17 protein-coding genes are annotated in these 23,074 nt (G+C 35.3%); 14 read left to right on the plus strand and 3 right to left on the minus strand.

Features of this window, described 5'->3' with window-relative positions; all coding sequences use genetic code 11:
• Nucleotides 1-39 precede the first annotated feature (39 nt).
• From QOL71_RS09290 to QOL71_RS09305, 4 genes are read left to right on the plus strand one after another with little or no spacing between them, the layout of a single operon-like run.
• The gene (locus tag QOL71_RS09290; protein ID WP_283416656.1) at nt 40-1,227 is read left to right on the plus strand and encodes a glycosyltransferase family 87 protein; all 1,188 of its coding nucleotides are present in this window, start codon (nt 40-42) and stop codon (nt 1,225-1,227) included.
• Between the two features lie 12 nt (nt 1,228-1,239).
• The gene (locus QOL71_RS09295) at nt 1,240-2,169 is read left to right on the plus strand and encodes a glycosyltransferase family 2 protein (RefSeq protein ID WP_283416657.1); all 930 of its coding nucleotides are present in this window, start codon (nt 1,240-1,242) and stop codon (nt 2,167-2,169) included.
• Nucleotides 2,170-2,958 carry a polysaccharide deacetylase family protein gene (locus QOL71_RS09300; RefSeq protein WP_283416658.1) on the plus strand — a complete coding sequence of 263 codons (789 nt, stop codon included), beginning with the start codon at nt 2,170-2,172 and terminating at the stop codon, nt 2,956-2,958.
• On the plus strand, nt 2,958-4,052 hold the full coding sequence (locus QOL71_RS09305; protein WP_283416659.1) for a glycosyltransferase family 4 protein: 1,095 nt from the start codon (nt 2,958-2,960) through the stop codon (nt 4,050-4,052). Before QOL71_RS09300 ends, QOL71_RS09305 begins: the two co-directional genes overlap by 1 nt.
• 79 nt (nt 4,053-4,131) lie before the next feature.
• Here QOL71_RS09305 and QOL71_RS09310 read toward each other — a convergent pair whose 3' ends face one another.
• Nucleotides 4,132-4,788 carry a YggS family pyridoxal phosphate-dependent enzyme gene (locus tag QOL71_RS09310; RefSeq protein WP_283416660.1) on the minus strand — a complete coding sequence of 219 codons (657 nt, stop codon included), beginning with the start codon at nt 4,786-4,788 and terminating at the stop codon, nt 4,132-4,134.
• A gap of 208 nt (nt 4,789-4,996) precedes the next feature.
• Here QOL71_RS09310 and lpdA point away from each other — a divergent pair, with 208 nt between their 5' ends.
• The 5 genes from lpdA to QOL71_RS09335 all read left to right on the plus strand — a co-directional run bounded on the left by lpdA (nt 4,997) and on the right by QOL71_RS09335 (nt 10,280).
• Nucleotides 4,997-6,400, plus strand: coding sequence for a dihydrolipoyl dehydrogenase (gene lpdA / locus QOL71_RS09315; RefSeq protein WP_283416661.1), 1,404 nt, complete (start codon nt 4,997-4,999; stop codon nt 6,398-6,400).
• A gap of 246 nt (nt 6,401-6,646) precedes the next feature.
• Entirely contained in the window at nt 6,647-7,570 is a 924-nt protein-coding gene (locus tag QOL71_RS09320) for a proline and serine-rich protein 1 family protein (RefSeq protein ID WP_283416662.1), read from the plus strand.
• Between the two features lie 139 nt (nt 7,571-7,709).
• Nucleotides 7,710-8,756 carry a 3-dehydroquinate synthase gene (aroB, locus tag QOL71_RS09325; protein WP_283416663.1) on the plus strand — a complete coding sequence of 349 codons (1,047 nt, stop codon included), beginning with the start codon at nt 7,710-7,712 and terminating at the stop codon, nt 8,754-8,756.
• A 159-nt stretch (nt 8,757-8,915) separates the two neighbouring features.
• Nucleotides 8,916-9,599 (plus strand): porin family protein, encoded by a 684-nt coding sequence (locus QOL71_RS09330; protein ID WP_283416664.1) that lies wholly within the window; start codon nt 8,916-8,918, stop codon nt 9,597-9,599.
• A gap of 90 nt (nt 9,600-9,689) precedes the next feature.
• Nucleotides 9,690-10,280 carry a porin family protein gene (locus tag QOL71_RS09335; protein ID WP_283416665.1) on the plus strand — a complete coding sequence of 197 codons (591 nt, stop codon included), beginning with the start codon at nt 9,690-9,692 and terminating at the stop codon, nt 10,278-10,280.
• Between the two features lie 61 nt (nt 10,281-10,341).
• Here QOL71_RS09335 and QOL71_RS09340 read toward each other — a convergent pair whose 3' ends face one another.
• Together QOL71_RS09340 and QOL71_RS09345 are read right to left on the minus strand one after the other, a co-directional pair.
• Nucleotides 10,342-12,606 (minus strand): zinc-dependent metalloprotease, encoded by a 2,265-nt coding sequence (locus QOL71_RS09340; protein WP_283416666.1) that lies wholly within the window; start codon nt 12,604-12,606, stop codon nt 10,342-10,344.
• Nucleotides 12,607-12,754: 148 nt separating this feature from the next.
• Entirely contained in the window at nt 12,755-18,784 is a 6,030-nt protein-coding gene (locus QOL71_RS09345) for an alpha-2-macroglobulin family protein (RefSeq protein WP_283416667.1), read from the minus strand.
• A gap of 55 nt (nt 18,785-18,839) precedes the next feature.
• On the opposite strand from QOL71_RS09345, the gene QOL71_RS09350 reads away from it, so the two are divergent.
• Genes QOL71_RS09350 through recF form a run of 5 tightly spaced genes read left to right on the plus strand, consistent with a single transcriptional unit; the run spans nt 18,840 to nt 23,073 of the window.
• Nucleotides 18,840-19,610, plus strand: coding sequence for a UbiA prenyltransferase family protein (locus QOL71_RS09350; RefSeq protein WP_283416668.1), 771 nt, complete (start codon nt 18,840-18,842; stop codon nt 19,608-19,610).
• Between the two features lie 9 nt (nt 19,611-19,619).
• Nucleotides 19,620-21,419 (plus strand): hypothetical protein, encoded by a 1,800-nt coding sequence (locus tag QOL71_RS09355; protein WP_283416669.1) that lies wholly within the window; start codon nt 19,620-19,622, stop codon nt 21,417-21,419.
• A 43-nt stretch (nt 21,420-21,462) separates the two neighbouring features.
• Nucleotides 21,463-21,672, plus strand: a complete 210-nt coding sequence (locus tag QOL71_RS09360) for a hypothetical protein (RefSeq protein ID WP_283416670.1) — start codon at nt 21,463-21,465, stop codon at nt 21,670-21,672.
• Nucleotides 21,673-21,688: 16 nt separating this feature from the next.
• The gene (locus QOL71_RS09365) at nt 21,689-21,997 is read left to right on the plus strand and encodes a type II toxin-antitoxin system RelE/ParE family toxin (protein ID WP_283416671.1); all 309 of its coding nucleotides are present in this window, start codon (nt 21,689-21,691) and stop codon (nt 21,995-21,997) included.
• The gene (gene recF / locus QOL71_RS09370; RefSeq protein WP_283416672.1) at nt 21,994-23,073 is read left to right on the plus strand and encodes a DNA replication/repair protein RecF; all 1,080 of its coding nucleotides are present in this window, start codon (nt 21,994-21,996) and stop codon (nt 23,071-23,073) included. The genes QOL71_RS09365 and recF overlap by 4 nt, the downstream gene beginning before the upstream one ends.
• Nucleotide 23,074: the final 1 nt, after the last annotated feature.

The raw sequence follows: 23,074 nt of genomic DNA on the forward strand, positions 1-23,074 counted from the left end.
AATAAAAGCTGCCTGTCAAATCTGATAGGCAGTTATCTAATGCTAATAGCCAATTTTGTGAAACAAAAATTCTTAAAATTTATCTCAGATTACAGAATCATTTTCGTAATCTATATTATTGTAGCAGGCATTACTGCTTACAGCAAATACAAGAGAGGAACTGGCGGTTATAATAATTACCTGATTTTCAAAGGTGTGTTTTATAACACTTTGCAAGAGAAAAACATATTCCTGCAATATCCGGATCTATTTTTTGACAGCAATCACTATGGTGTTTTTTTCAGCCTTCTGATTGCACCTTTTGCAATGATGCCGGATTGGCTAGGCTGTGTTCTCTGGAATGTGGCAATCACATCAGTTTTTCTTTATGCAGTTTATAAACTTCCGTTTTCGGATAAAAAGAAATCTTTTTTTGCGTGGCTTTGCCTGCAGGAATTCATTACGGCTGCAACCTATTTCCAGTTCAATATTATCTTGACAGGATTGCTGATGTTATCTGCAATTTATATTTACGAAAGAAAAGAAACCCAATCTGCCTTTTCAATTCTCATCGGAACTTTTGTGAAAGTTTATGGCATTGTAGGACTTTCCGCATTCTTTTTTATTAAAAACAAACTTCGGTTTATTCTGAGTTTTATAATCCTCGCAATCCTGTTCTTTGTTTTACCAATGCTGATTTCCAGTCCAAAATTTGGAATTCAATCATACCTCGATTGGTATACTTCTTTGTCAGGAAAAAATCTTGAAAATCAAGCCTTGGGAACACGTCAGGATTATTCGTTAATGGGCGTTGTGAGAAGGATTTTACAGAATGCAAGCATTTCAAATCTGGTTTTTCTGATTCCGGGAGCTATCATTTTTATGCTGCCTTATCTCAGGATCAAACAGTACAAACATTTGCCATTTCAACTGATGATTTTAGCGTCAACATTATTGTTTGTTGTTCTTTTCAGCTCGGGTTCAGAAAGTCCGACCTATATCATTGCAATTGCTGGTGTTATGCTTTGGTTTCTGATGCAAAAGAGATTTTCAAAATTGGATATAGGATTATTGATTTTTGTAATGATTTTTACTTGTTTCGCATTTTCAGATTTATTTCCAAAATCTATAAAAGAAAATGTTTTTGTTAAATATTCTACAAAAGCAATTCCATGCATTTTGGTTTGGTTCAGGGTTATATACGAATTGTTAACCCGGGATTTTGAAAAGGATTATAAATTAGATTAAAGACATGCTCCAATGAAAAAAATTTCGGTTGTAATTCCCGCTCATAACGAAGAAGGCAATATTTCTCTGATTTATCAGAGAATAAAGACTGTTTTTTCGCAGCTTGAAGATTATTATTTCGAAATCATTTTTGTTAATGACGGTAGCAGGGATAGAACACAACTGATTTTAGAGGAACTTGCTACAAATCACAGCGAAATTAAGTTTATAGAGTTCTCACGAAATTTTGGACATCAGCCGGCTGTTAAAGCCGGGATGGACTTTGCAGACGGGAATGCCGTGATTTCTATGGATGCCGACTTGCAACATCCACCGGAACTTATTCCCGAAATGATCCGGAAATGGGAGGAAGGTTTTGATGTGGTTTTGACCAGCAGAAAATATCCCAAGGAGATTTCCTATTTCAAGAAAAAAACATCGGAGATTTTTTACAGATTTCTGTCCAGGATTTCTGATGTCGATTTGAAAAAAGGCGGAGGTTCTGACTTTCGATTGATGGATGCAAGTGTGGTAGAGGTCTTCAAAAAATTTAACGAAGATGATTTGTTTTTAAGAGGCTTAACAAGCTGGATGGGCTTCAGGCAGGCATCGGTCAACTTTTTAGCTGGTGAGAGGAACGCTGGCGAAAGCAGTTATAATATCAAGAAAATGATGAAGTTTGCATTTACAGGAATTACAGCCTTCAGTGTAAAACCACTTTATCTTGCTGCTTATCTGGGATTTATGTTTTCTGTGCTTTCTGTTGTCGGCTATGGAATTTATGTCATCGAATCTTTTGTTTCCGGAACGGAAATATCCGGCTGGGCATCACTCATTATGACGATTGTTTTTTTTGGCGGATTACAATTGATTATCCTGGGGATTTTCGGAATTTATCTGGGTAAAATTTTCAAGCAGGTAAAAGAAAGGCCTAATTACATCATTCGTTCAAAAAATTTATAAATGATTCTATTAAGTTTCGATATCGAAGAGTTTGATATGCCTTTGGAATATAATGGCGAAATTGCTTTGGAAGAGCAATTGGCTGTTTCCAGGAAAGGATTGCAAAATATTCTCAGGATTTTGAATGAGAATCACATCAAAGCTACTTTTTTTTCCACAGTTGTTTTTGCGGAAAATAATAAAGATTTGATTCAGCAATTACTTTCCGAAGGCCACGAGCTGGCTTCTCACACTTGGTTTCATTCTGATTTTGTGGAAAAGCATCTGTCAGAGTCCAGAAAGGAATTAGAACAATTATTCGATACAAAAGTAGTAGGGCTAAGGATGCCGAGAATGAGTCCCGTGTCGGAAGATGCTGTTTCTAATGCAGGCTATTTTTATAATTCTTCCATTAACCCGACTTATCTGCCTGGGAGATATAACAACTTCAGCGTCAGCAGAAAACCATTCTGGCAAAAAAAGGTCTTACAATTTCCTGCTTCGGTTTCTACAATATTCAGGATTCCTCTATTTTGGTTAAGTTTTCATAACTTTCCACTTTGGATTTATAAATTGTTGTCTCGATTATCATTAAGTTCCACAGGATTTTTGAACATCTATTTTCATCCCTGGGAATTTGCGGATATATCGGATCCAAAATATAAACTACCGGCTTTTACTTTCAAAAATACGAATGAAGTAATGATAAAGCGGTTTGATGATTTTATCAAATGGGCAAAAAAAAATAATTATCAGTTTTCTACAACCAGGGATTTTTTAGAAAATTGGACTCAAAAAAATAAGAATTGATGAAGATTGCTTACGATGCCAAACGTTTTTTTCATAACACATCTGGTTTAGGAAACTATTCTCGTGACCTGGTTAGGATTCTTGCTGAGTTTTATCCACAAAATCAATATATTCTTCTTAACAAGAACAAGTCGGAACTAGGTAGAGATATCTTGGACTTGCCCAATGTTTCTTTTGTGAAAACTTCCGATGGGACAATGTCCAGACAATTCAAAATGGGAAAAGATGCACAAAATGTAGGTGCGGATATTTTTCACGGGTTATCCGGTGAATTGCCTTTGAAATGGAACAAAAAGCCAATCAAAAAAGTGGTGACGATCCATGATTTGATTTTTGTAAGATTTCCCCAATATTACACTTGGTTTGATAGAAAAATCCATTTTTGGAAATTCAGAAAAGCAGCTAATACAGCGGATAGAATTATTGCAATCTCTCAGCAGACTAAAGAAGATATTATCCATTTTCTGAAAATCAAAGAAAATAAAATTGATGTCGTTTACCAAGGCTGTCATGCCGGTTTCAAAGAAAAGCCAACTGACGAATTTTTAGAACAGGTTAAAGAAAAATTCGATCTTCCTGATAGGTTTGTCCTGAATGTCGGAACTATCGAAGAAAGAAAAAACCTTTTGAATGTTGTAAAAGCTCTTAAGGATTCTGGTATTCCATTAGTAGTTGTGGGAAGCAGAAAGAAAAAAAAATATGTAAAAAAAATAGAGTCTGAAATCAGAAAAAACGGAGTAGAAGTTTATTTTCTTCAAGATGTTTCTATGGAAGAATTAGCTTCGGTTTACAGGTTGGCGGATATTTTTATTTATCCAAGTTTTTTTGAAGGTTTTGGGATTCCTGTCATAGAAGCTTTGTTTTCAGAAACTGTTGTAATTACAAGTAATACAAGCTGTCTGCCAGAAGCCGGCGGCCCGGATTCTGTCTATGTCAATCCTGACAATGTAGATGATATCAAAGCTAAAATCCTGTTCCTCTGGGACAACGAATCTGAAAGAAAACGCCGTGTGGAAAAGGGGTTGCAGTTTGCACAGAAATTCAATGATGATGTGATTGCAAAAGATTTGATGAAAGTTTATGAAGGTTTATAAAAACCATAAAGACACAACGATTCACAAAGCGCACAAGTTTCTTAGTGAACATCGTGTTAATGCTTGGTGAACTTTGTGTTTAAACATAATTCCGTTCCCCAAAAATTGCTGAACCAACTCTTACCGAATTAGACCCCGATTCTATTGCAATCGGAAAATCACCGCTCATTCCCATTGATAGGGTCTCTAATGGTTTCAATTGAGACAATTCGTCAAAAAGGTTTTTCAGAATAGAAAATTCTTCACGGATCTGAGCCTCATCATCCACAAAACTTGCCATTCCCATTAACCCTTTGATTTCAACATTAGGGAAATTTCCTGCTAGATATTGGCTGAAAATGTCTTTGGCTTCGTTTGTTGTTAAGCCAAATTTTGTGTCTTCCTTAGCGATTTTGACCTGGAGTAAAATATTGATTTTTCTATTGTTTTTTGCAGCCTCTTTATCAACTTCTTTCAATAGTTTTTCGCTGTCGATACTTTCTATCATTGTGATAAAACCGGCGATATATTTCACTTTGTTGGTTTGTAGATGACCAATCAGATGCCACTCAATATCGTTGGGAAGAACGGGTTGTTTTTCCAGTAATTCCTGAACTTTGTTCTCTCCAAAAGCTTTTTGTCCCAAATCATAAAGTTCTTTGATCTTAAAAGCAGGATTGGTTTTGGAAACTGCAACCAGCTTTACATTTTGCGGAAGCTGAGAAAGGATGTTCTGATAATTTTGCTCGAGCGACATTGTAAATCAATTTTGAAAAATCTGATGCAAAAATAGTTTATTAACCACAAAGTCTCAAAGCTTTCATAAAGAACACAAAAATGAAATCGATTAAATGGTGTTCTTTTTGACAACAACTTCGTACTCCTTGTGTTAAAATTATATTCTAAAATTGCTCTAAAATTCGTAAATTTGAGGAAATTTTTTTCGAATAATAATCACAAAAAATATGAGTCAATTTGATGTAACCGTTATCGGTTCCGGTCCTGGCGGATATGTTGCAGCAATCAGAGCTGCGCAATTGGGTTTCAAAACAGCAATTATTGAAAAATATCCTACTTTGGGCGGAACATGCCTTAACGTAGGCTGTATCCCTTCAAAAGCGTTGTTGGATAGTTCTGAACATTTTGAAAAGGCAAAACACGAATTTGCGGATTACGGAATTATTATCAACGAGCCGAAAGTGGATCTGGCAAAAATGATTGAGCGTAAAAACGGTGTTGTAGAACAAACGACAAAAGGAATCAACTTCCTGATGGACAAAAACAAGATCACTGTTTTTGAAGGTGTTGGAAGCTTTGAGTCTGCAACACAAATCAAAGTGACGAAAAACGACGGTTCTTCAGAAACCATCGATTCAAAATACACTATTATCGCAACCGGTTCAAAACCATCCAGTTTGCCATTCATCACTTTAGATAAAGAAAGAGTCATCACTTCCACAGAAGCTTTGAATTTGAAAGAAATTCCTAAGCATTTAGTGGTTATAGGTGGCGGTGTTATCGGACTTGAATTAGGTTCTGTTTATTTGAGATTAGGTTCTCAGGTGACTGTTGTGGAATTTATGGATAAGATTATCCCGGGAATGGACGGAAGTCTGTCAAAAGAATTGCAAAAAGTCCTTAGAAAACAAGGGATGAAATTCGAGCTTTCTACAGCCGTTTCTGCAGTGGAGAGAAATGGAGATTCTGTGAAAGTAACTGCAAAAAATAAAAAGGGAGAAGATGTAACTTTTGACGGAGATTATGTTCTTGTTTCCGTAGGACGTAGACCTTATACAGACGGCCTTGGATTGGAAAAAGCCGGTGTGGAACTGGACGAGAGAGGACGAGTGAAAACCAATGACCACCTTCAGACTAACGTTTCCAATATCTATGCAATCGGAGACGTTGTTGCAGGTGCAATGCTGGCTCACAAGGCAGAAGAGGAAGGAACTTTTGTTGCCGAGACTTTGGCAGGACAAAAGCCACATATCAATTATAACCTGATTCCGGGCGTTGTTTACACTTGGCCGGAAGTTGCAGGTGTTGGTAAAACAGAAGAACAACTGAAAGCAGAAGGTATAGATTACAAAGTAGGGAATTTCCCAATGAGAGCTTTGGGAAGAAGCCGTGCAAGTGGTGACACGGACGGATTTGTAAAAATCTTAGCTGATGCAAAGACTGACGAAGTTTTAGGATTTCATATGATCGGGGCAAGAGCTGCAGATTTGGTTGCAGAAGGTGTTACAGCCATGGAATTCCGTGCAAGTGCAGAAGATATCTCAAGAATGTCTCACGCACACCCGACTTATGCAGAAGCCGTAAAAGAAGCTGCTTTGGATGCAACGGACAAGCGTTCTATTCATATGTAATAGATTATGGAGATTATATAAAAAGAGAAGCGCAAGCTTCTCTTTTTTTTGACCTTTATCAATGTAAAAAAACAAGGCTAATTTAACTTTTTCATCTTTTCTAAATCTAAAATTGCTATATTAAATGAAATTAAAAATATAAATCTATTTAAATTATTAAATGTATTTTTTTTTAAATATTATTTTAATTGATTTTTATTTTGGCATAATAGTAGATTTGATTAGAATATTATTAAACTATTATTTATGAAAAATATTTTTACTACTTGTTTATTAGTTTTCAGTATTATTTCTTTCGGGCAAGAGGCAGGAAAAGCTGGTGAACTACTGAAAAATGAAGCTTCCAAAAGCGAAATGTCCCAAAGAAACGGAAACAGCAGCAAAAAAGAAGGGACGCTCGACAATTCGGGATACAGGAATAATCAAAACAGCAACAACAGAGGGAGTAACAATTCGGGTTATAACTGGAATCAGAATTATGGTTACGGTTATGCAGAGATATTTTTAAGAATTCCTGAACGAGGTTTTTACACAGTAGAAGTTGGTGATCAGATGTCTGCCAATTCATCAGGAAAATACAGGTTCTTTGACATCATTCCCGGTCTAGTTCCCATTTCTGTTTATGCAAACGGGTATTTGCTTTACAGAACAAGAATTAATGTTCGGAATAATTCCAGATTGGTTTTGGACTTCTTCAGTAATCGTGGATTATATCTTTTAGGAACTTACCAGCTTCAAAACCAGGCTTATGGCAATTATGGTGATATCTGGAACGATATGTGGAATTCGCCATATAATAATGGCAATCCGGGACAATGGGATCCTTTTTATGGTACGCAGAATGGTTCTTACGGAAACAATAATAACCAGGGAAATTATGGAAATGTCATGAACAGTACGATGTTTAATTCTTTTTTACAGGTTGTCAGGAAAACAAACTTCGACAGTGATAAGGTATCTGTTATCAAGCAACAATTAAGAAACACAATGGTGACTTCTGAACAGATTAAAATACTTATAGAAACCTTAAACTATGATAAAGACAGGTTAGATGTCGCAAAATATGCTTATTCCCGATGTGCAGATCCAAATAATTATTTTGTGGTCTATCCTTCGTTTCAATTTCAAAGTTCAGCCCAGGAATTGCGGGATTATATATCAAGATTATAAAAAATTAAGAGAAGCCATTGATTGAGTTTCTCTTTTTTATTTAATTGAATAGCTGGCACATCAATTTGAGTGATACAAACATTATCTAATTAAAACCGAATATTCCTATTTTGTTCTTACTTTTGTTAAAACATTAGTTATGATCAAGGAACTGGATAAGGATTTTACAAGCCTTAACGAATATATAGATCAAATCAAACCAAGCAAAATTTTCATTCTGGTTGATGAGAACACACATAATCACTGCTTACCGGTTTTGCTCCCGAATCTGGAAACTGATGCTCCTTTTGAAGTTATAGAAATAGAAGCAGGCGAAGAACATAAGAATATCGAAACAGCAACGCAGCTTTGGGAGATTTTTTCGGAAATGGAAGCTGACAGAAAATCTCTTTTGATTAATCTTGGCGGCGGCGTTATTACCGACTTAGGCGGTTTTGTGGCATCAACCTATAAAAGAGGTTTTAAATTTATTAATATTCCGACCACATTATTATCGATGTGTGATGCTTCGATTGGCGGGAAAACGGGAATTGATCATCAGTATCTTAAAAATATCATTGGAACTTTTGCTTTGCCGGAGGCTATTTTCTTTTATCCGGGATTTCTTGAAACATTAAAGTTCGAAGAACTGAGAAGTGGCTTTGCAGAGATGCTGAAACACGGTCTGATTGCTGATGCAGCTCATTGGAATGATTTGAGTTCATTGCATAAAATAACTCCGGAATCTATTACACCTTTTATCAATAGAAGTATGGCAATTAAAAATGAAGTGGTTTCCAAAGATTTCAAGGAAGAGAATGTGAGAAAAACGCTCAACTTTGGACATACGATTGGTCATGCCGTAGAAAGCCTGTTCCTTAAAAAAGGGAATCTGATTCCTCACGGAGAAGCGGTTGCTCTGGGAATGATCTGTGAAACGCATCTGGCATTTCTCTGCGGATTGATAGATGTAGAGGTTTCATCTGTGATCATCAGTAAGATCCAAAGATTATTTCCTTATATAGATATCTCCGAATTCAAAAACGGCGCTATCATGGATCTGATGTTTAATGATAAGAAAAATCAGGATGGAAATATCAATTTTTCATTGATTAATGGGATCGGATCCTGCCTTTATGATCAAAAACTAAGTGCTGAACAAATAATTTTGACTTTAAATTTCTATAAAGATCTAAAAAAAAATTAGATGTTATTATTTAATGAATAATGTTTTTAATTCGCTGATAATAAATGTCTTATTTTGATTTTTGTTAATTGATAAGTCTTTATAAATATCAAATTTTTAAATTTTGGCAAAGATTTTGGAATTACCCAACTCGTAAAACAAAATTTAAAATTTGAAATTATGAAAAAGTTATTTTTAGGATTAGGTTTAGTAGCAGGAACATTTGCATTTGCACAAACTAGTCCGTCGTTCGGTTTAAAAGCAGGTCTTAACGTTTCATCAATCTCAGATGACGGGTACGAAGACTCTAAAGCTAAAGCAGGTTTCTACGGAGGTGTTTTTATGAATGCACCATTGTCAGAGCAATTCAGTATTCAACCAGAGGTTTTGTATAGCCAATATGGAGCAAAAGTTACTCAAAGTTATACAACTGAAGCTCTTGGAACTACTAGAAAATACGAGTCTTCTCAAAGTCGTAATTTAGATTATATTACAGTACCTGTAATGTTTCAATTTCACGCAACTCCAAATTTTTACTTAGAAGCTGGTCCGGAATTTGGGTTTTTAGTAAGTGCAAAGGATAAAGGTGATTTGACCACAACAACTACTACTGGAGGAACTACTTCAACTAGTACAACATCGGGTACTACCGATATTAAAGATGGAATCAGCTCATTTAATATGGGAGCTGGTCTTGGTTTAGGCTTCAATTTTACACCAAACTTCGGTATCAATGCAAGATATGTTGCAGGTTTTACTGACATCAATAAAAAGAATAATGGTGAAGATGGTAATACAACATTAGAACAAAGTGGAAAAAACAGAAACAATACTTTCCAGGTTGGGTTGTCATATAAATTCTAAGAAGTTAAATATTAAATATTTTAAAAGACCGATTAATTCGGTCTTTTTTATTGTATAATTTTTATTTTTGTCACTCATAAACGATTATATATGAAGAAAATTTTTGGATTGTTTGGACTAACAATGATGTCGTTAGCATACTCACAATCGTTTGGTGTAAAAGGAGGTTTGAATGTATCGACTATCAGCAAAGATAATGGCTGGAATGATACGAATGCCAAGATCGGATATTTTGCAGGCGTTTACATGCATGCTTCTGTAAATAATATTTTGAGTATTCAGCCGGAACTGATTTATAATAATATGGGTGTGAAATATGAAAATGCAAATACAATTCATACTCTGAACCTGAATTATCTTGCGATGCCTGTTATGTTTCAGTTTGAGCCAATCCCAAGATTATATTTTGAAGCTGGTCCGCAGTTTTCTTATCTGGTTGGAAATAAAAACAAATATGAGAGCAGCAATAAGACAATTATTGAGAAGGATAAAGATGCTTATAATCAGCTCGATTTGAGCGCAGGCTTAGGTTTGGGATTTAGATTTAATAATATGTCAGTTGGTGCGAGATATCTGTTTGGCTTTACCGACATTAAAAAATCCGGCTCTACAAGCTGGAATAATGATGACAAGCAATTAAGAAATAATGGATTGCAAATAGGCTTTCAATACGGATTCTAAAAAATATAAGCCCCAACAAATAAGTTGGGGCTTATTGTTGATATTATTTTTGTTAGATAAATTACTTAACAATAAGATTTTTACTTGTAGTTTCTCCGTTGTTGGAAATTACAATCTTATAAGTTCCTGGTTTCAAATTAGAAATATTAACCTTTGTTTTCTCATTTTCTAAAGATCCGTTGGAAATTAATCTTCCCGAAAGATCAACGATCTGATAAGTAGCACCTTTTGTTATGCTATTCAAAGAAATGTTAACTTCCCCTTTTGCTGGGTTTGGATAGATTGCGAATCCTTTGTTAAAAGCAGATTCATCGACAGCAAGGTTTTTATTAATATTAAATCTGGCAGAATTGACCGCAAAATAGATGTTATTGACCGCTTTTACCATGATTCTTGCATTCCCATTGCTTTCATTTGGAAGAGTAACAACTGCGCTACCTGTATTAGGAGCATCAGCTAATACCGTATTAAATGTAAGTCCATTATCAGATGATAATAAAATCTGAACATCTTGGGTATTGATTGGAGCAGCATTAGTCCCGGCTACATCCCATGTTACGGTTATCTGAGAACCACCGGTATAATTAGCAGCTACGGTTTGAGATGTAACTTTGAAAGGCCCGGTATTAGCAACTGTCACCTTCATTAGATCTCTTGCGGATTGATTTCCTGTTGCTTTGTTATCATTAACCAATAATGAAAAATTAAGTGTTCTTGCTACGTTTGGTATAACTTCCCACTTTGGAGTTAATGTATTTGCCGCAACAGAAGCCATTGCCGGGAAATATCTTTGATTAGATGTTGTCGGGTTGTAAGATCTGAAAACTGTTCCACCGGTTGCAGTAGCTACTGGAGGTTGAGGATTAGTCGCTGAAAGAGAAGCATAATCTGTTTGTTCCCAAAGGTAAGTTAAAGCATCACCATCAGGATCTGTGCCTGCACCTGTTAATACAAATGCGGTTCCGTAAGGAATAGTGTAATCCGGTCCTGCATCAGCTGTTGGTACTCCATTATTGTTAGCCGTTTTTGCAGAACAATCTGTTGTTCTAGTAATAAAATTATACATTTCATTAACACTTACCGAATGAAAGTACGGGTCACTATGTGCCTGTAAATTATATGTTGAGCCACAGATGCCGGCATAAGCCATAATTGTTGATCCGCTTCCCGGTTCCACAGAAGTTGCTGTATTAGAATTACCATAACAAGATCCTGCGTCTGATGTATTTGCTCGGAAGGTATGGTTTCCTCCAAACTGATGTCCCATTTCGTGAGCTACATAATCAATGTCATACGCATCGGCTCTTGGAGCACTAGAACCTGTAACTCCCATTGCTTTTCTGGAAGAGTTACAAGGTGACTGTAATGACGCAATACCGCCCCCACCAGTACTGAAGATGTGACCGATATCATATGCTGCTGTACCAACAGTCTGATCCGTAAAAGCTTGGTTTTCGCTTAATAAAGCTGATCCGTCATTGTTTGTAAATCCCGGGCCATAAGCATCAGTTCCTATAGAAAGTAAAAGATCATTATTAGCAATCATAACCATTGTAAGAGAAACTGTTTTTTCATAAACTCCGTTTACTCTTGTCATCGTTGTATTCATCGCCGCAAGTACAGCTGCTTTTTTCTGATCTGTTGTTCCTCCGGAAAGGCCGGCTCTGTTGATATGATAATTAGAATATTCTACTGTTGAGGAAAGTGCCAAACGGTATTTTCTCAGAAGCCCATCTTTTACAATCGCTGCTTTTAGCTTAATAGGTTCAGCAGTAGGCGGTGTTTGGATATTTACTTTTTCAAAATCACAGTTGAAGCGTTCCGGATCAGCAGGTAAGCTTGTCCTTTTGTAAACAATATAATTGGATAGATCGTTAGAATAAGAATCCATATAGCTTACTTCCCAATTATCAAAATACATCACATTCATCCCATCAAAAGGAGAGATGCTGAACCTGATCGTGTTGTTGTTATTATCTTTCTGATATCCCAAATAAGATTTGATGCCGGGATATTTGTCAGATAATTCTTTTTCCATAACTGCCGCTTCCTGTATCACATAATCAACAAGTTTTCCTGAAGCGTTAGGGAATTTTAAAACAAGACTCTCATTCTGAGTTCCACGGTTTGGGGCTTTGTCTAATTCTGATTTTATTCCATCAACATTCAAACTGAAAATTTTGTATTCAGTAGGAAGGGTTTTTCTGTCTTTTAGTCCTGATTTTCCTGCAACGCTTAAATTTTGTACAGGAGTCCAGAAGTTTTTTTGTGCACTCAATAGCATGGAAGCCATGATACCGGTTGCCGTTAATAAATGTTTGATCATAATTAATTGTATTACTATAATTGAATTTCTTTTTTCTTGAAGAATATTAAATAATTTTAAACTCTTTAATATTAATAGCTGGGTAAAAATAAAAAAAAGCAATCAAATAATGCTATCTGATTGCTTTTTTAACATTCGGGAATAATTGTTATTCGTTTATTTTGACTTTTGTTCCCTGTGTATGTGCACTCATTTGCGGCGCATAATAATTCTGCAAAGTTGTAATTCCATTACTGAATTTTCCACTAGCATTGGCAACATAATCATATTCGAAAACATATTTTCCTTTTGGCATATATTCGATGTAAAAATTAGTTGAAGCATCTTTTGTGGATTGATAGTATCCCAGATTATTCTTCCACTGATAACCTGAAATAACATCCAAAGGTTCGAATCCGGCTGCTCGCATATCTTTCAGATGAATGAACTCCATATTTCTGTCTGTATTAAGAATCATTCGTACAGTCACTTTATCTCCAACTTTTAAAGTCGAATTTTCATTGATTTTAATTAATTGTTCGCCATTTTCAGTCTTCACTTTTTTGTACAATTCCTTAGAAATCGAGATATAACTTTCCGAAGATTTTATTTTATCAAGGTCTTCATAATATTGCCAGAACAGACCTCCTTGAACAATTCCAGGACTTTCTTTTTTGATTGTAACTGTTGACAGATTTTTGTCAATATTATCTGAAGTTACAGTTTGTTTAACATAGCCCGTTGCCTGCGTTTGAGGATTCAGTTGTTTTCCACCCCAAGTGATTTCCGCTTTGTCGGATTCAGAAGAAGTCCAGGATTTCCCGGAATTTAAAATCGTAAAAATAACTTCTGCAGTTCCTCTCGAATTTCCCCAAGAATTCACTTCTTTTTGAGTGATTAGCCAGATTTTCATTTCTTCAATGAAATTTTCATCTTGTGGAGTCAGTTTTTGGAAGGCTTCCAAAGCACCTGCGTGATTTACGGTTTTTGAAGAATACCAACCCCAGTCGTTCAGATTCTGTTTCCAATAAACGCCTTGCGTTTCCGTTTCTGTTGACGTTTCTTTCAGATAAGTCATCAGTTTTTTCGAAACATCTTTCAATCCATAATTGTTGAATAATAAAGCCGAACGATGCAATCCAAAGAAAGTAAAATCGGTAATTTTTGCTGTTTTCGCTTTTGAAATAACCGAAGTTTTCAAAGTGGCACCTTTTGCCTTCAAAGCATATTCTTTTTCCCAATAATGCCTTGTGTCAAGATAATCGAGAACAAAATTATTCCAAATATTCTCCTTTGTCATTCTGAGCGGAGTCGAAGAGTCCCAATATTTATTGACTTCATTATCCACGTAAGAAACCAGTTTTTTGACCATTTCTTTTTGTTCGGAACTTTGGTAATCAGAAAGATTTCCTTTCAGCCATTCATTAATTCTGCCAAGGTTTTTCAGAATATAAAGCGAAGTGTAATAAGAGCTCGGATAACCTTGGTACCAGCTAAATCCACCATCAGGGTTTTGAAGTTTTACCAATTCTGACCAATCTTCATTAATAGAATTTCGCATCGTATTCGCATCGAATAATCTTGCCAGTTTTTGCATTTGTTCCGTTTCATTTTTCGATTCTAAAATCCAAGGCGTTTCGTCCAGTAACAACTGTTTCAACTCCTGATTTTTTTCAAGATTCGAGATCAAAAGACCTTTGGATTGATATTCATCAAAAACAGTTTTCAACTTTGGATTCGCTTTGAAAATCTCCGAAGCCAGGACATCTGCAAACCATTTGTTGAAAACAACATCTGCCGAATTATTGATATCATCTTTCAAACTCGGTAATGCAAACATAATTTCCCAGATCGGATTCGTCGTCAGTTCCAGAGTGTTGGAAACATTGGTCAGAGTTTTAGAATTGGAATTTTTCAGATTGTCTAAAGTGAATGTTTTTGTCTGACCTTCTTTCACAAAAATCGGAAGTGCATCGGTTACCAACATTCTGTTCGGAAGAACTGCGATTGCCTTTTGTTCGCCGTCAGAGAAGTTTCCGGCTTTAGCAACAATTTTAATAATAATCGAAGAAACATTGTTTGGAACTTTCAATTTCCAGGTTGCAGATGTGTTTCCATTTTTAGCTAATGAAAAACTTTGTTCCTTATTGTATCCTGAAACTGCGGTCAATTGACTGATTCCGAATTTATCTGTAACATCCTCGTTGGTAAAAGCATCCAAAATCTGCAATTGTGCAAAGCCAGTTAGTTTTTGATTGATTAAACTTGAAATTTTTGTCTGACGATTCAGTTCGTCACCCTCTCGCAAGAATCTTGGATAATTTGGCGTAATCGAAAAGTCTTTTTGAGTAACCACAGATTTTTCCAGAATTGCTGCTCTCGCGTCTTTAGTATGAGCTAAAAACATCAGTTTCCATTGTGTCAAAGCTTCCGGAGAAGTGAATTCAAACGATACATTTCCATCTTTGTCTGTAAGAAGATTTGGATAGAAAAATGCAGTTTCGTTGAGGTTTTGACGAACTGGGATTTTTTCTATATTTTCCGCTGTTTTCTTCTTTTCAGAATAACCAACTATTACAACCTCTTCAAGGTTTTTATTTGTAGAATCTTGTAAATTTATCCCTGCTGCTTTTCCTTGGAGTTTTGCAACTGGTGCTGACATTTCAACCTCGCTTGCATAAGCCATAGCTGGTTTTGGACAACCTTGATATTGAGATGTTCCGGGAACTGTTGGACAAGCATCTAATGAATTTGGAATGCCGTCGCCATCTGTATCCAGGTTTGAACCATAATATATTCTGCCATCAAACCAATTAAAATCAGGTGACTGAATGTAATAATTGCTCTGGTAAGTAAAATAATTCCGATAATATTGCTGTTGCAGATAATTTCCTATAGCATAAGAACTTTCATAAAAAGCCGAATGAAATTTCTGCCAATTCCAGGAATTCACTGCGAACTGATCAAGTGATTTATCATACATATTTGCCAAAACTTCCGCGTTGATTTTTTCCTTATCAGCACCAGAAATTTTGATTGTCCATTTTTCTTTTTGTCCAGGCTGTAATTTGTCCCGGAAAGTCACCGTTTCAATTTTCAAATCATCTTTGCTGTCTGCAATTTTCAAATCAACCGATTCGGTTTTCACATCATTGAAAGCGACCAGTTGGAACTGCAAATTCACTCTCGAGATACTTTCACCTGTTGGAATTACTGTTTCATATTCCAGAATTCCATTTTTGAAAGATTTGGTTTCAGTCACGGTTTCACCTTTTCCATTTTGAATGAAAATATTGACCAAAGCATCCGGAATCGCAGAATAAACAAACACTTTTGCTTTTTCTCCCCGTTTGAAATCCTGAGTTGGTTTAATCACTTCCAAGAATGGATTTTGATTTTCACCCAACGACTTTTTATCCCAAACTTTGAAAAATTGCTCTGTTTTTATCGTGTCTTTTCCTTCAATATTGTAAAGCTGAAGTTTATAAGTGCCGGCATTTAATTTTCCTAAGTTAAGCGGTTCGCTTGTCATTCCGAGGGACGAGGAATCTTTAGATTCTTCACTGCGCTTCGCTTGGTTCTGAATGACAGGATTCTTCACTTCATTAAGAATGGCAGAAGAAACTTTCCAATTCTTCACATCATCATTTTTATCAAATCTGTCGTGAGGAAATTTTTGTACAAATTCTTTCTTTGATAATTGTGGCAAATCCTGAATTACAGAAGCAAAATTCTTTCTGAAAATCTGTTTCGGTTCTTCCAGTTTTTCCAGTTTTAGGTTATATGATTTCTTAAGAATTTGGTCGTTGTAATTCTTGGTGTCAACATTCAACTTCACATCTTCGTCAGAAAATGTATTTCCAATTTCGTTGGCAGTGATATAATGAGAAACCGAAGCGACTTTCACATTGGTATTGGCAGATTGCGTTTCACCATTGATGTCTGTCACAGAAGCATTGATTGCATAATTATCAATTTGGATTCCTTCCAACGTTTCATCTTTTTTCAACTCAATTTTGATAGTAAATTCTCCTTTTTCGTTGGTTTTTACATCTCCAAGAATCGAATTCTCATTGTCATTTTCACGAGGATACCACCAAAAATATCTCCAACGGATATTCTGTTTTTTAATTTCATAATTCACTATTGAATTGCTCAAAGGAACGCCGGAAAACATCGTTGCTTTTCCTTTCAATTCAATAGTTTCGCCATATTTGTACTCCTCTTTTATCGGCTCAAAAGTCACTTCAAACTTCGGACGCTTATATTCCTCAACCTGGAAATCCGCGTAGCCGGAAATGTTATAATCCGAGTTATTATCGTTTTCCTCTACTTGAATGTTAAAGTTCCCATTCAATTTATTTTTTGGAAGTGTAAAGCTGCCGTTGACAGAACCAAATTCGTTGGTCGTCAGTTTCAAAGTTTGTAATTCTTCACCATTGGTATCGTGAATTATAATATTCAACGGAACCTTTTCCAATGTTTTCACTTTCTGGGTTTCTCCGTTGATTCCTGTAGCAATGACTTTAAAATAAACAATTTGTCCAGGTCTGTAGATTTTTCTGTCGAGGAAAATTTGTGCTGTTTCCTGATTTTCAGATTGTTTTCTATTATATCGGTTATTTCCGTAAACATCAATCATCACAACATTATTTCCGTTTTTAACAAGGTAGTATCTGTAATAGTTGTCGTCAAGCGATTTTGGAAACTGAAAATTACCCAATTTATCCGTTTTTGCAGTATAGTTTTTTGCCGAATTACCTTCGGTAAATTCTGTAATTTCAAGATTTTCATTCATAAAAGCTTTTCCATTCTCATTATTGACCAATTTCATAATATCCGGATTGGAACCGCTGTCATTCTTTTTGGAATAAATGATTTTGGTGTCAGAAACGATAAAGTAAAAATTACTTTGGACAGAATTTCCCACAACATATTCTGCCAGATAAATTCCTGGTGGAAGAGGTTTTACTTCTAAAGATGTTCTGTGTGTTTTATAATCAGGAGATTGTGGCAAACTGAATTGCTCTGTTCTTATCAAAGATTTTTTAACGCTTGAAAACGGCTTTTGATAGGAATTAGTAACATAATTGAGGAAACTCTGATAATTGTCTTGTAGTTCATAGATATTCAAAGAAAACATTGTGAGATTTTTTCCTTCCGCAACAATATGAATTGGTTTATTGCTCTGTGTTTCGTTCTCATAAAAAAGAATCAGCTGCGGATTTTTGATGTCGTTTTCCTTATTTATGACATTATTAAGGAATTTCGATTTTGGATAAAGTTTTTTTGCTTCATCAATCCAGGCTAAAGCTGCTTTGTAATCCTGCTTTTGCTGAAGGATTTCAATCATATCATTAATAATCTGAACTTTGTAATCGCCTTTTGCAGATTCGTCTTTAACCAGTTTTTCAAGTTGAGCGAATTGGTCTTTGCAATGATTCGCTTCACAGTTATAATTGATTTTCTGATGTTTAAAATACAACTGAGCATTTCCTGACAGCGAAGCAATTTCCGAGTCATAAATATCATTGATTTTCGTTGAATTGATCTTCAGTTCGTTCGGTGTGAAAATGTTCTGATTGGTAAGAAAATCGATATAATTATAATTGTACCAGTCGGCAAGTGTCGGGGAATATTCAAAATTGTCCGTCGTATCAAATATTTCGCTGTATTTTTTCATCTGGATTTTTCTCAAAGCAGCATTGTCTTTTTCCAGATCCGAATAATTCTTTGACAAATAATTTTTAAAATCCAGCTTGCTCCAGGTTTCGATTTGCGACAAATCTACGTTGTCTATATTGGTTTTCTGATTGATTTTCCAGGAGTTGCTTTGGTAATAATCTCTGATAAATTCCAAAGTCAACAGACGAAATAATTGCCTTTCTTCACCTTTCAGTTTGGGTTCAATGCTTTTCAGTTTGGCAAAAAAAACAGATTTTTCATCATTTTTTACATCGTCATAAGTTTGTTTTGTAATACTGAATTCAGCTTTTAGAGATTTGATAATTTGTATCGCGTTATTATCCTTCAAAGCCTGATTCTGAATGTCCAGAATGATGGGAAGATTGGATTTGTAAGTTCCTTTTTTATAATTGTCTTCGATTTTTTTCCATTGCTGATCGTAGTAGTTTTGTGCAGAAAAATTCATAGTGATAAATATCAATAAGAAAATTGATAAGGACTTTAAGATTTTCATAAGTTTATTTTTTCTCTTGTGTAAGATAGTTTTTTCCGACATTTGTTAAAGTAAAATGTCGATTTTAAATTTAACAAAAAAATATGTTATTGACAGTCAGATATATGTTTCTTTGATGGGAACCTGTTTGGCTGCCTATTTTATGCTGGAGCAAAACATATTCCGTTGGCCGACTTTACTTTTAATTTTTATTACTTATTTCAGCGGTTACCTTTACACCAAATATCAGTACGATAAGAAAATATTTTTTAAGATTCTGATTTTCAATTGTATTTGTGGGATTATCAGTGTGATTCTGATTCTCAGGAATCATAACGAAATACGACTTTTGAAATGGGCAATTATTGTTATTCTCGGATTGCTTTACAATTCCTTTTTTTTGGAAAAATTTATACGCAAAATTCCTTTGCTAAAGGTTTTTTATGTTGGATTAACCTGGGCTTTAATCAATTCCTGGCTCATTCTTCCGGAATTTGATTGGGAGATTTTTATGATTACCTGGTTATTTATTTCAGCTTTGGTTTTGCCTTTTGATATCCGGGATATGAACAGTGATGATGTAGTGACTTTCCCGATTCTCATTGGCGTCCAGAAAACTAAATTCCTGGCATATTTATTAGTTTGTATCTCAGGCTTGTTAAGTGTTTTCTACCTGGATTTTGCTTTTGCAATATGTTTTTTCCTGACTACAATTATCACATTTTTATTAATTTATTTTTCAGAAAATAATAATCGGGAAGCTTATTTTAGTTTTTGGGTGGAAAGCTGTAGTGGACTTCCTTTGATATGTCTTTTGGCTTACAAATTGATATTGCAGTTTTGTTAAAATCTCCGAATGTTCAATAACAAATCTATTCTCCTGATTATCGTCTTTTTAAGTTTCTTTTCCGTTGCTGAGGCGCAGGAGAAAAAAGATTCGATTTATTATAAGATTGAAGAATTTTCAGATAAAAGAAAATTTACAAGATTCATTCACCGCTTTATATTTCGTCGGGAAGCTGATTCTGCGTCAGTTGCTACAAGAACGGAAAAGCAATCTCAGGAATCTTATGATGGAAAATTTATTCGGGATATAAAAATTGAAACCATCGACCCGTTTGGATACAACACCAAAGAAAAAAAAGAGAAAGCGAAATGGTACGACTGGTTCACGAATCATCTCCATTCCAACACCAGAATCTCGACGGTTAACAATTATTTACTTTTCAGAAAAGGTGAAGCTTATAATGCACAAAAACTCTATGAATCCGAACGCTTGCTGAGAGAAATGCCTTTTGTCAACCGTGTAAAAATTGTAGTTGAAAACAGTTCTAACGACTCAATTGATGTTGTTGTGAAAGTTTTGGATTCCTGGAGTTTGAAACCAAGATTAAGCTATTCCGGTAGCAAAATAGGATTAGGCGTAACAGAAGAGAATTTCCTTGGTCTTGGCCATGAAGCGGACTTTCTTTACAGGAATGATTCCAAAGAAAAACAGGATTATTTCTATGGAAGTTATACGGCGAATAATCTTTTTGGAAGTTATATTACTGGACAAATTTTGGGAGAAAAAGATTTTTTGAAAAATGAGCGCATCAACCTGAGTGCAAGACGTGATTTTTTCTCGCCTTTGACAAAATGGGCAGGAGGTTTCACTTTCGAATATTTTATGCGAAATGTAACCTTGCCAATGGATGATATGACAGCATTTCCGGAAGTTCAGATCAAAGTTTACAGTCAGGATTTGTGGGGTGGTTACCAGATACCCGTTTCGTCTAATCCTGCTGAAAGAATCTCCAGTAATATTGCTTTAATAGGTCGATTCCAGAATTATCAGTATAAAGACAGTCCGGGCATTGATCAGTTTCAGTATTTCCGTTCGTATAATAGTTTTTTGGCTTCGGCGGGATTTATCCAGAGAAAATTCTCGGTGGAGAAACAAGTTTTCCAGTACGATTTGCCCGAAGATATTCCTTACGGAAATGCATTTAATGTTACAGCCGGTTTACTCTCCAGAAGTAAAGAAGTTGTTCCCTATGCCGGACTTTCTGCGGCTTATGGTGACTTCACGAAAATAGGATATTTTAATATCAAAGCACAGTTCGGACGGTTTTTTAATGAAGAAAGAATTAACCGTGATGCATTTCGCGTCGATGGAACATATTTTACCAACCTTATGGACTGGAGATTTGCCAAGGTCCGTCATTTCTTTTCGCCGACTCTGGCTTTGGGTAATCCACAAAATAATTATTCCTACAAAGACCGGATCAACCTTTCTGCTAATGATGAATTTCCTGTTTATAATTATGATTATATCGGGACAAAAAAGCTTATTTTGAGATACCAGTTGCAGTTTTTCATCAACAAAACCTGGAAAAATTTTCATTTCAGTCCATATTTGACAACGGCTGTTGGTTGGCTGGGAATGCCGGATGAGAAATTATTGAAAACCAGTATCAATACAAAAGTTGGAATCGGGGTTCTGATCAACAATCCTTATCTGGTTTTCAACAGGATTCAGGTTTCTTTTATGTATTATCCGAAGGTGCCATTTGACAATAGTTCTGTTTTTGATTTCAACAGCTATAGAAACAATATGATGCCGATGAATACTTTTGCGGCCGATATTCCGCATTTTGTGAACTTCGGAAATTGATTTTCTTGTTAAGAAGTTTTATCTTTACATAAATTTTTGAGGGATGGAAAATATTGAAGTACTAAGAAGCAAACTGGTAGAAAGAATCTTTTCTACTACGAATGTCAATTTCTTACAAGCTGTTGAAAATCTTTTTTTGTCTGTTCAGCCTGAAGAAGATGCAAAATATATTTTGTCCAAAAGTCAGAAAGAAATGATTCTAGTTGCGGAAGAGATATTAAATATGGGCGAACTATTTCCGACGAGGAGTTAAGAAAATTGGATGAAGAATGGATGAAGTAAAGGTCATTTGGACAACGCTTGCAATAAAACAGAGAAACGCCATTTTCGATTACTGGAATAATAGAAATAAAAGTAATCGTTATTCTATAAAACTAAACCTTACTATTTATCAAAAAATTGATTTATTAAAGTCTAATCCTTTAAGTGATATTGAAACCAATTTCGAACCATATCGAATTCTGCATTTTGAAAATTACGGATTGGTCTATAGATTAGAAAAAGATTTACTCTACATTATTTCTTTGTGGGATAATCGGCAAAATCCGAGTAAACTGAAAAAACTTTTGGGATTATGATTATCAACAAACTTTTACTCATCAATTTTAAGAGCCACTCGGAAAGAGCTTTCGAATTTTCTCCTCAAATCAATTGTTTTGTCGGAAATAATGGCGTAGGGAAGACTAATGTTCTGGATGCGCTTCATTATCTTTCCGTAGGGAAAAGCTTTCTTGGAAATTCTGATATTAATAATGTGAAATCTGATCAAGATTTTTTTGTTATTGAATCCGAAATTCAGAATGAAGAGAAAGAGGATATTATTAAAATTCTTCAGCCAAAAGAATCTAAAAAAATCATCAAGAAAAATGATAAAAATTACGATAGATTAGCCGACCATATTGGCTATTTACCGAGTGTGATGATTTCACCTTACGATTCCAATCTGATTTCCGATTCCGGGGAAAGCAGAAGGAAGTTTTTGGATGCGATGATTTCGCAAACCGATTCTTCTTATCTTTTTGATTTGATCCAATATCAGAAAACTATCCAGCAGAGAAACGCTTTACTGAAATATTTTGCGAAGAACAGAGTCTTCGACAAAGATTCTTTGGAGATCTATGACGAGCCGATTTCCAATTTCGGAACAAGGATTTTTGAGAAAAGAAAAGAGTTTGTTGAAAAACTGAATCCCATTGTTCAGCATTTTTACGAAATCATTTCCGGTGGAAAAGAAATCGTGAATGTTATCTATGAATCGCATCTTTTGACTGAAGATTTTCACAGCCTTTTATCTGGTTCAATTGATAAAGACAGAGCTTTGACCTACACTTCCAAAGGAACACATAAAGATGACTTGCTGTTCGAGATGAATGGGAATTCTATCAAAAAAATCGGTTCGCAAGGCCAGCAGAAATCTTTCTTGATTTCACTAAAATTAGCTCAGATCAACCGAATCAAAGAATTGACAGGAAAGTCTCCAATCCTTCTTCTGGACGATATCTTTGATAAACTGGATGATACCAGGGTTTCTCAACTAATCGAATTAGTTAACAAAGAGAGTTTTGGGCAGATTTTCATTACGGATACGCACAAAGAGCGGACAGAAAATGTGGTGAGAAGGATCAACGAAGAGAGTAGAATCTTTGAAATTTGAA

It is taken from the genome of Epilithonimonas pallida, from assembly GCF_900182975.1.
GTDB lineage: Bacteria > Bacteroidota > Bacteroidia > Flavobacteriales > Weeksellaceae > Epilithonimonas > Epilithonimonas pallida.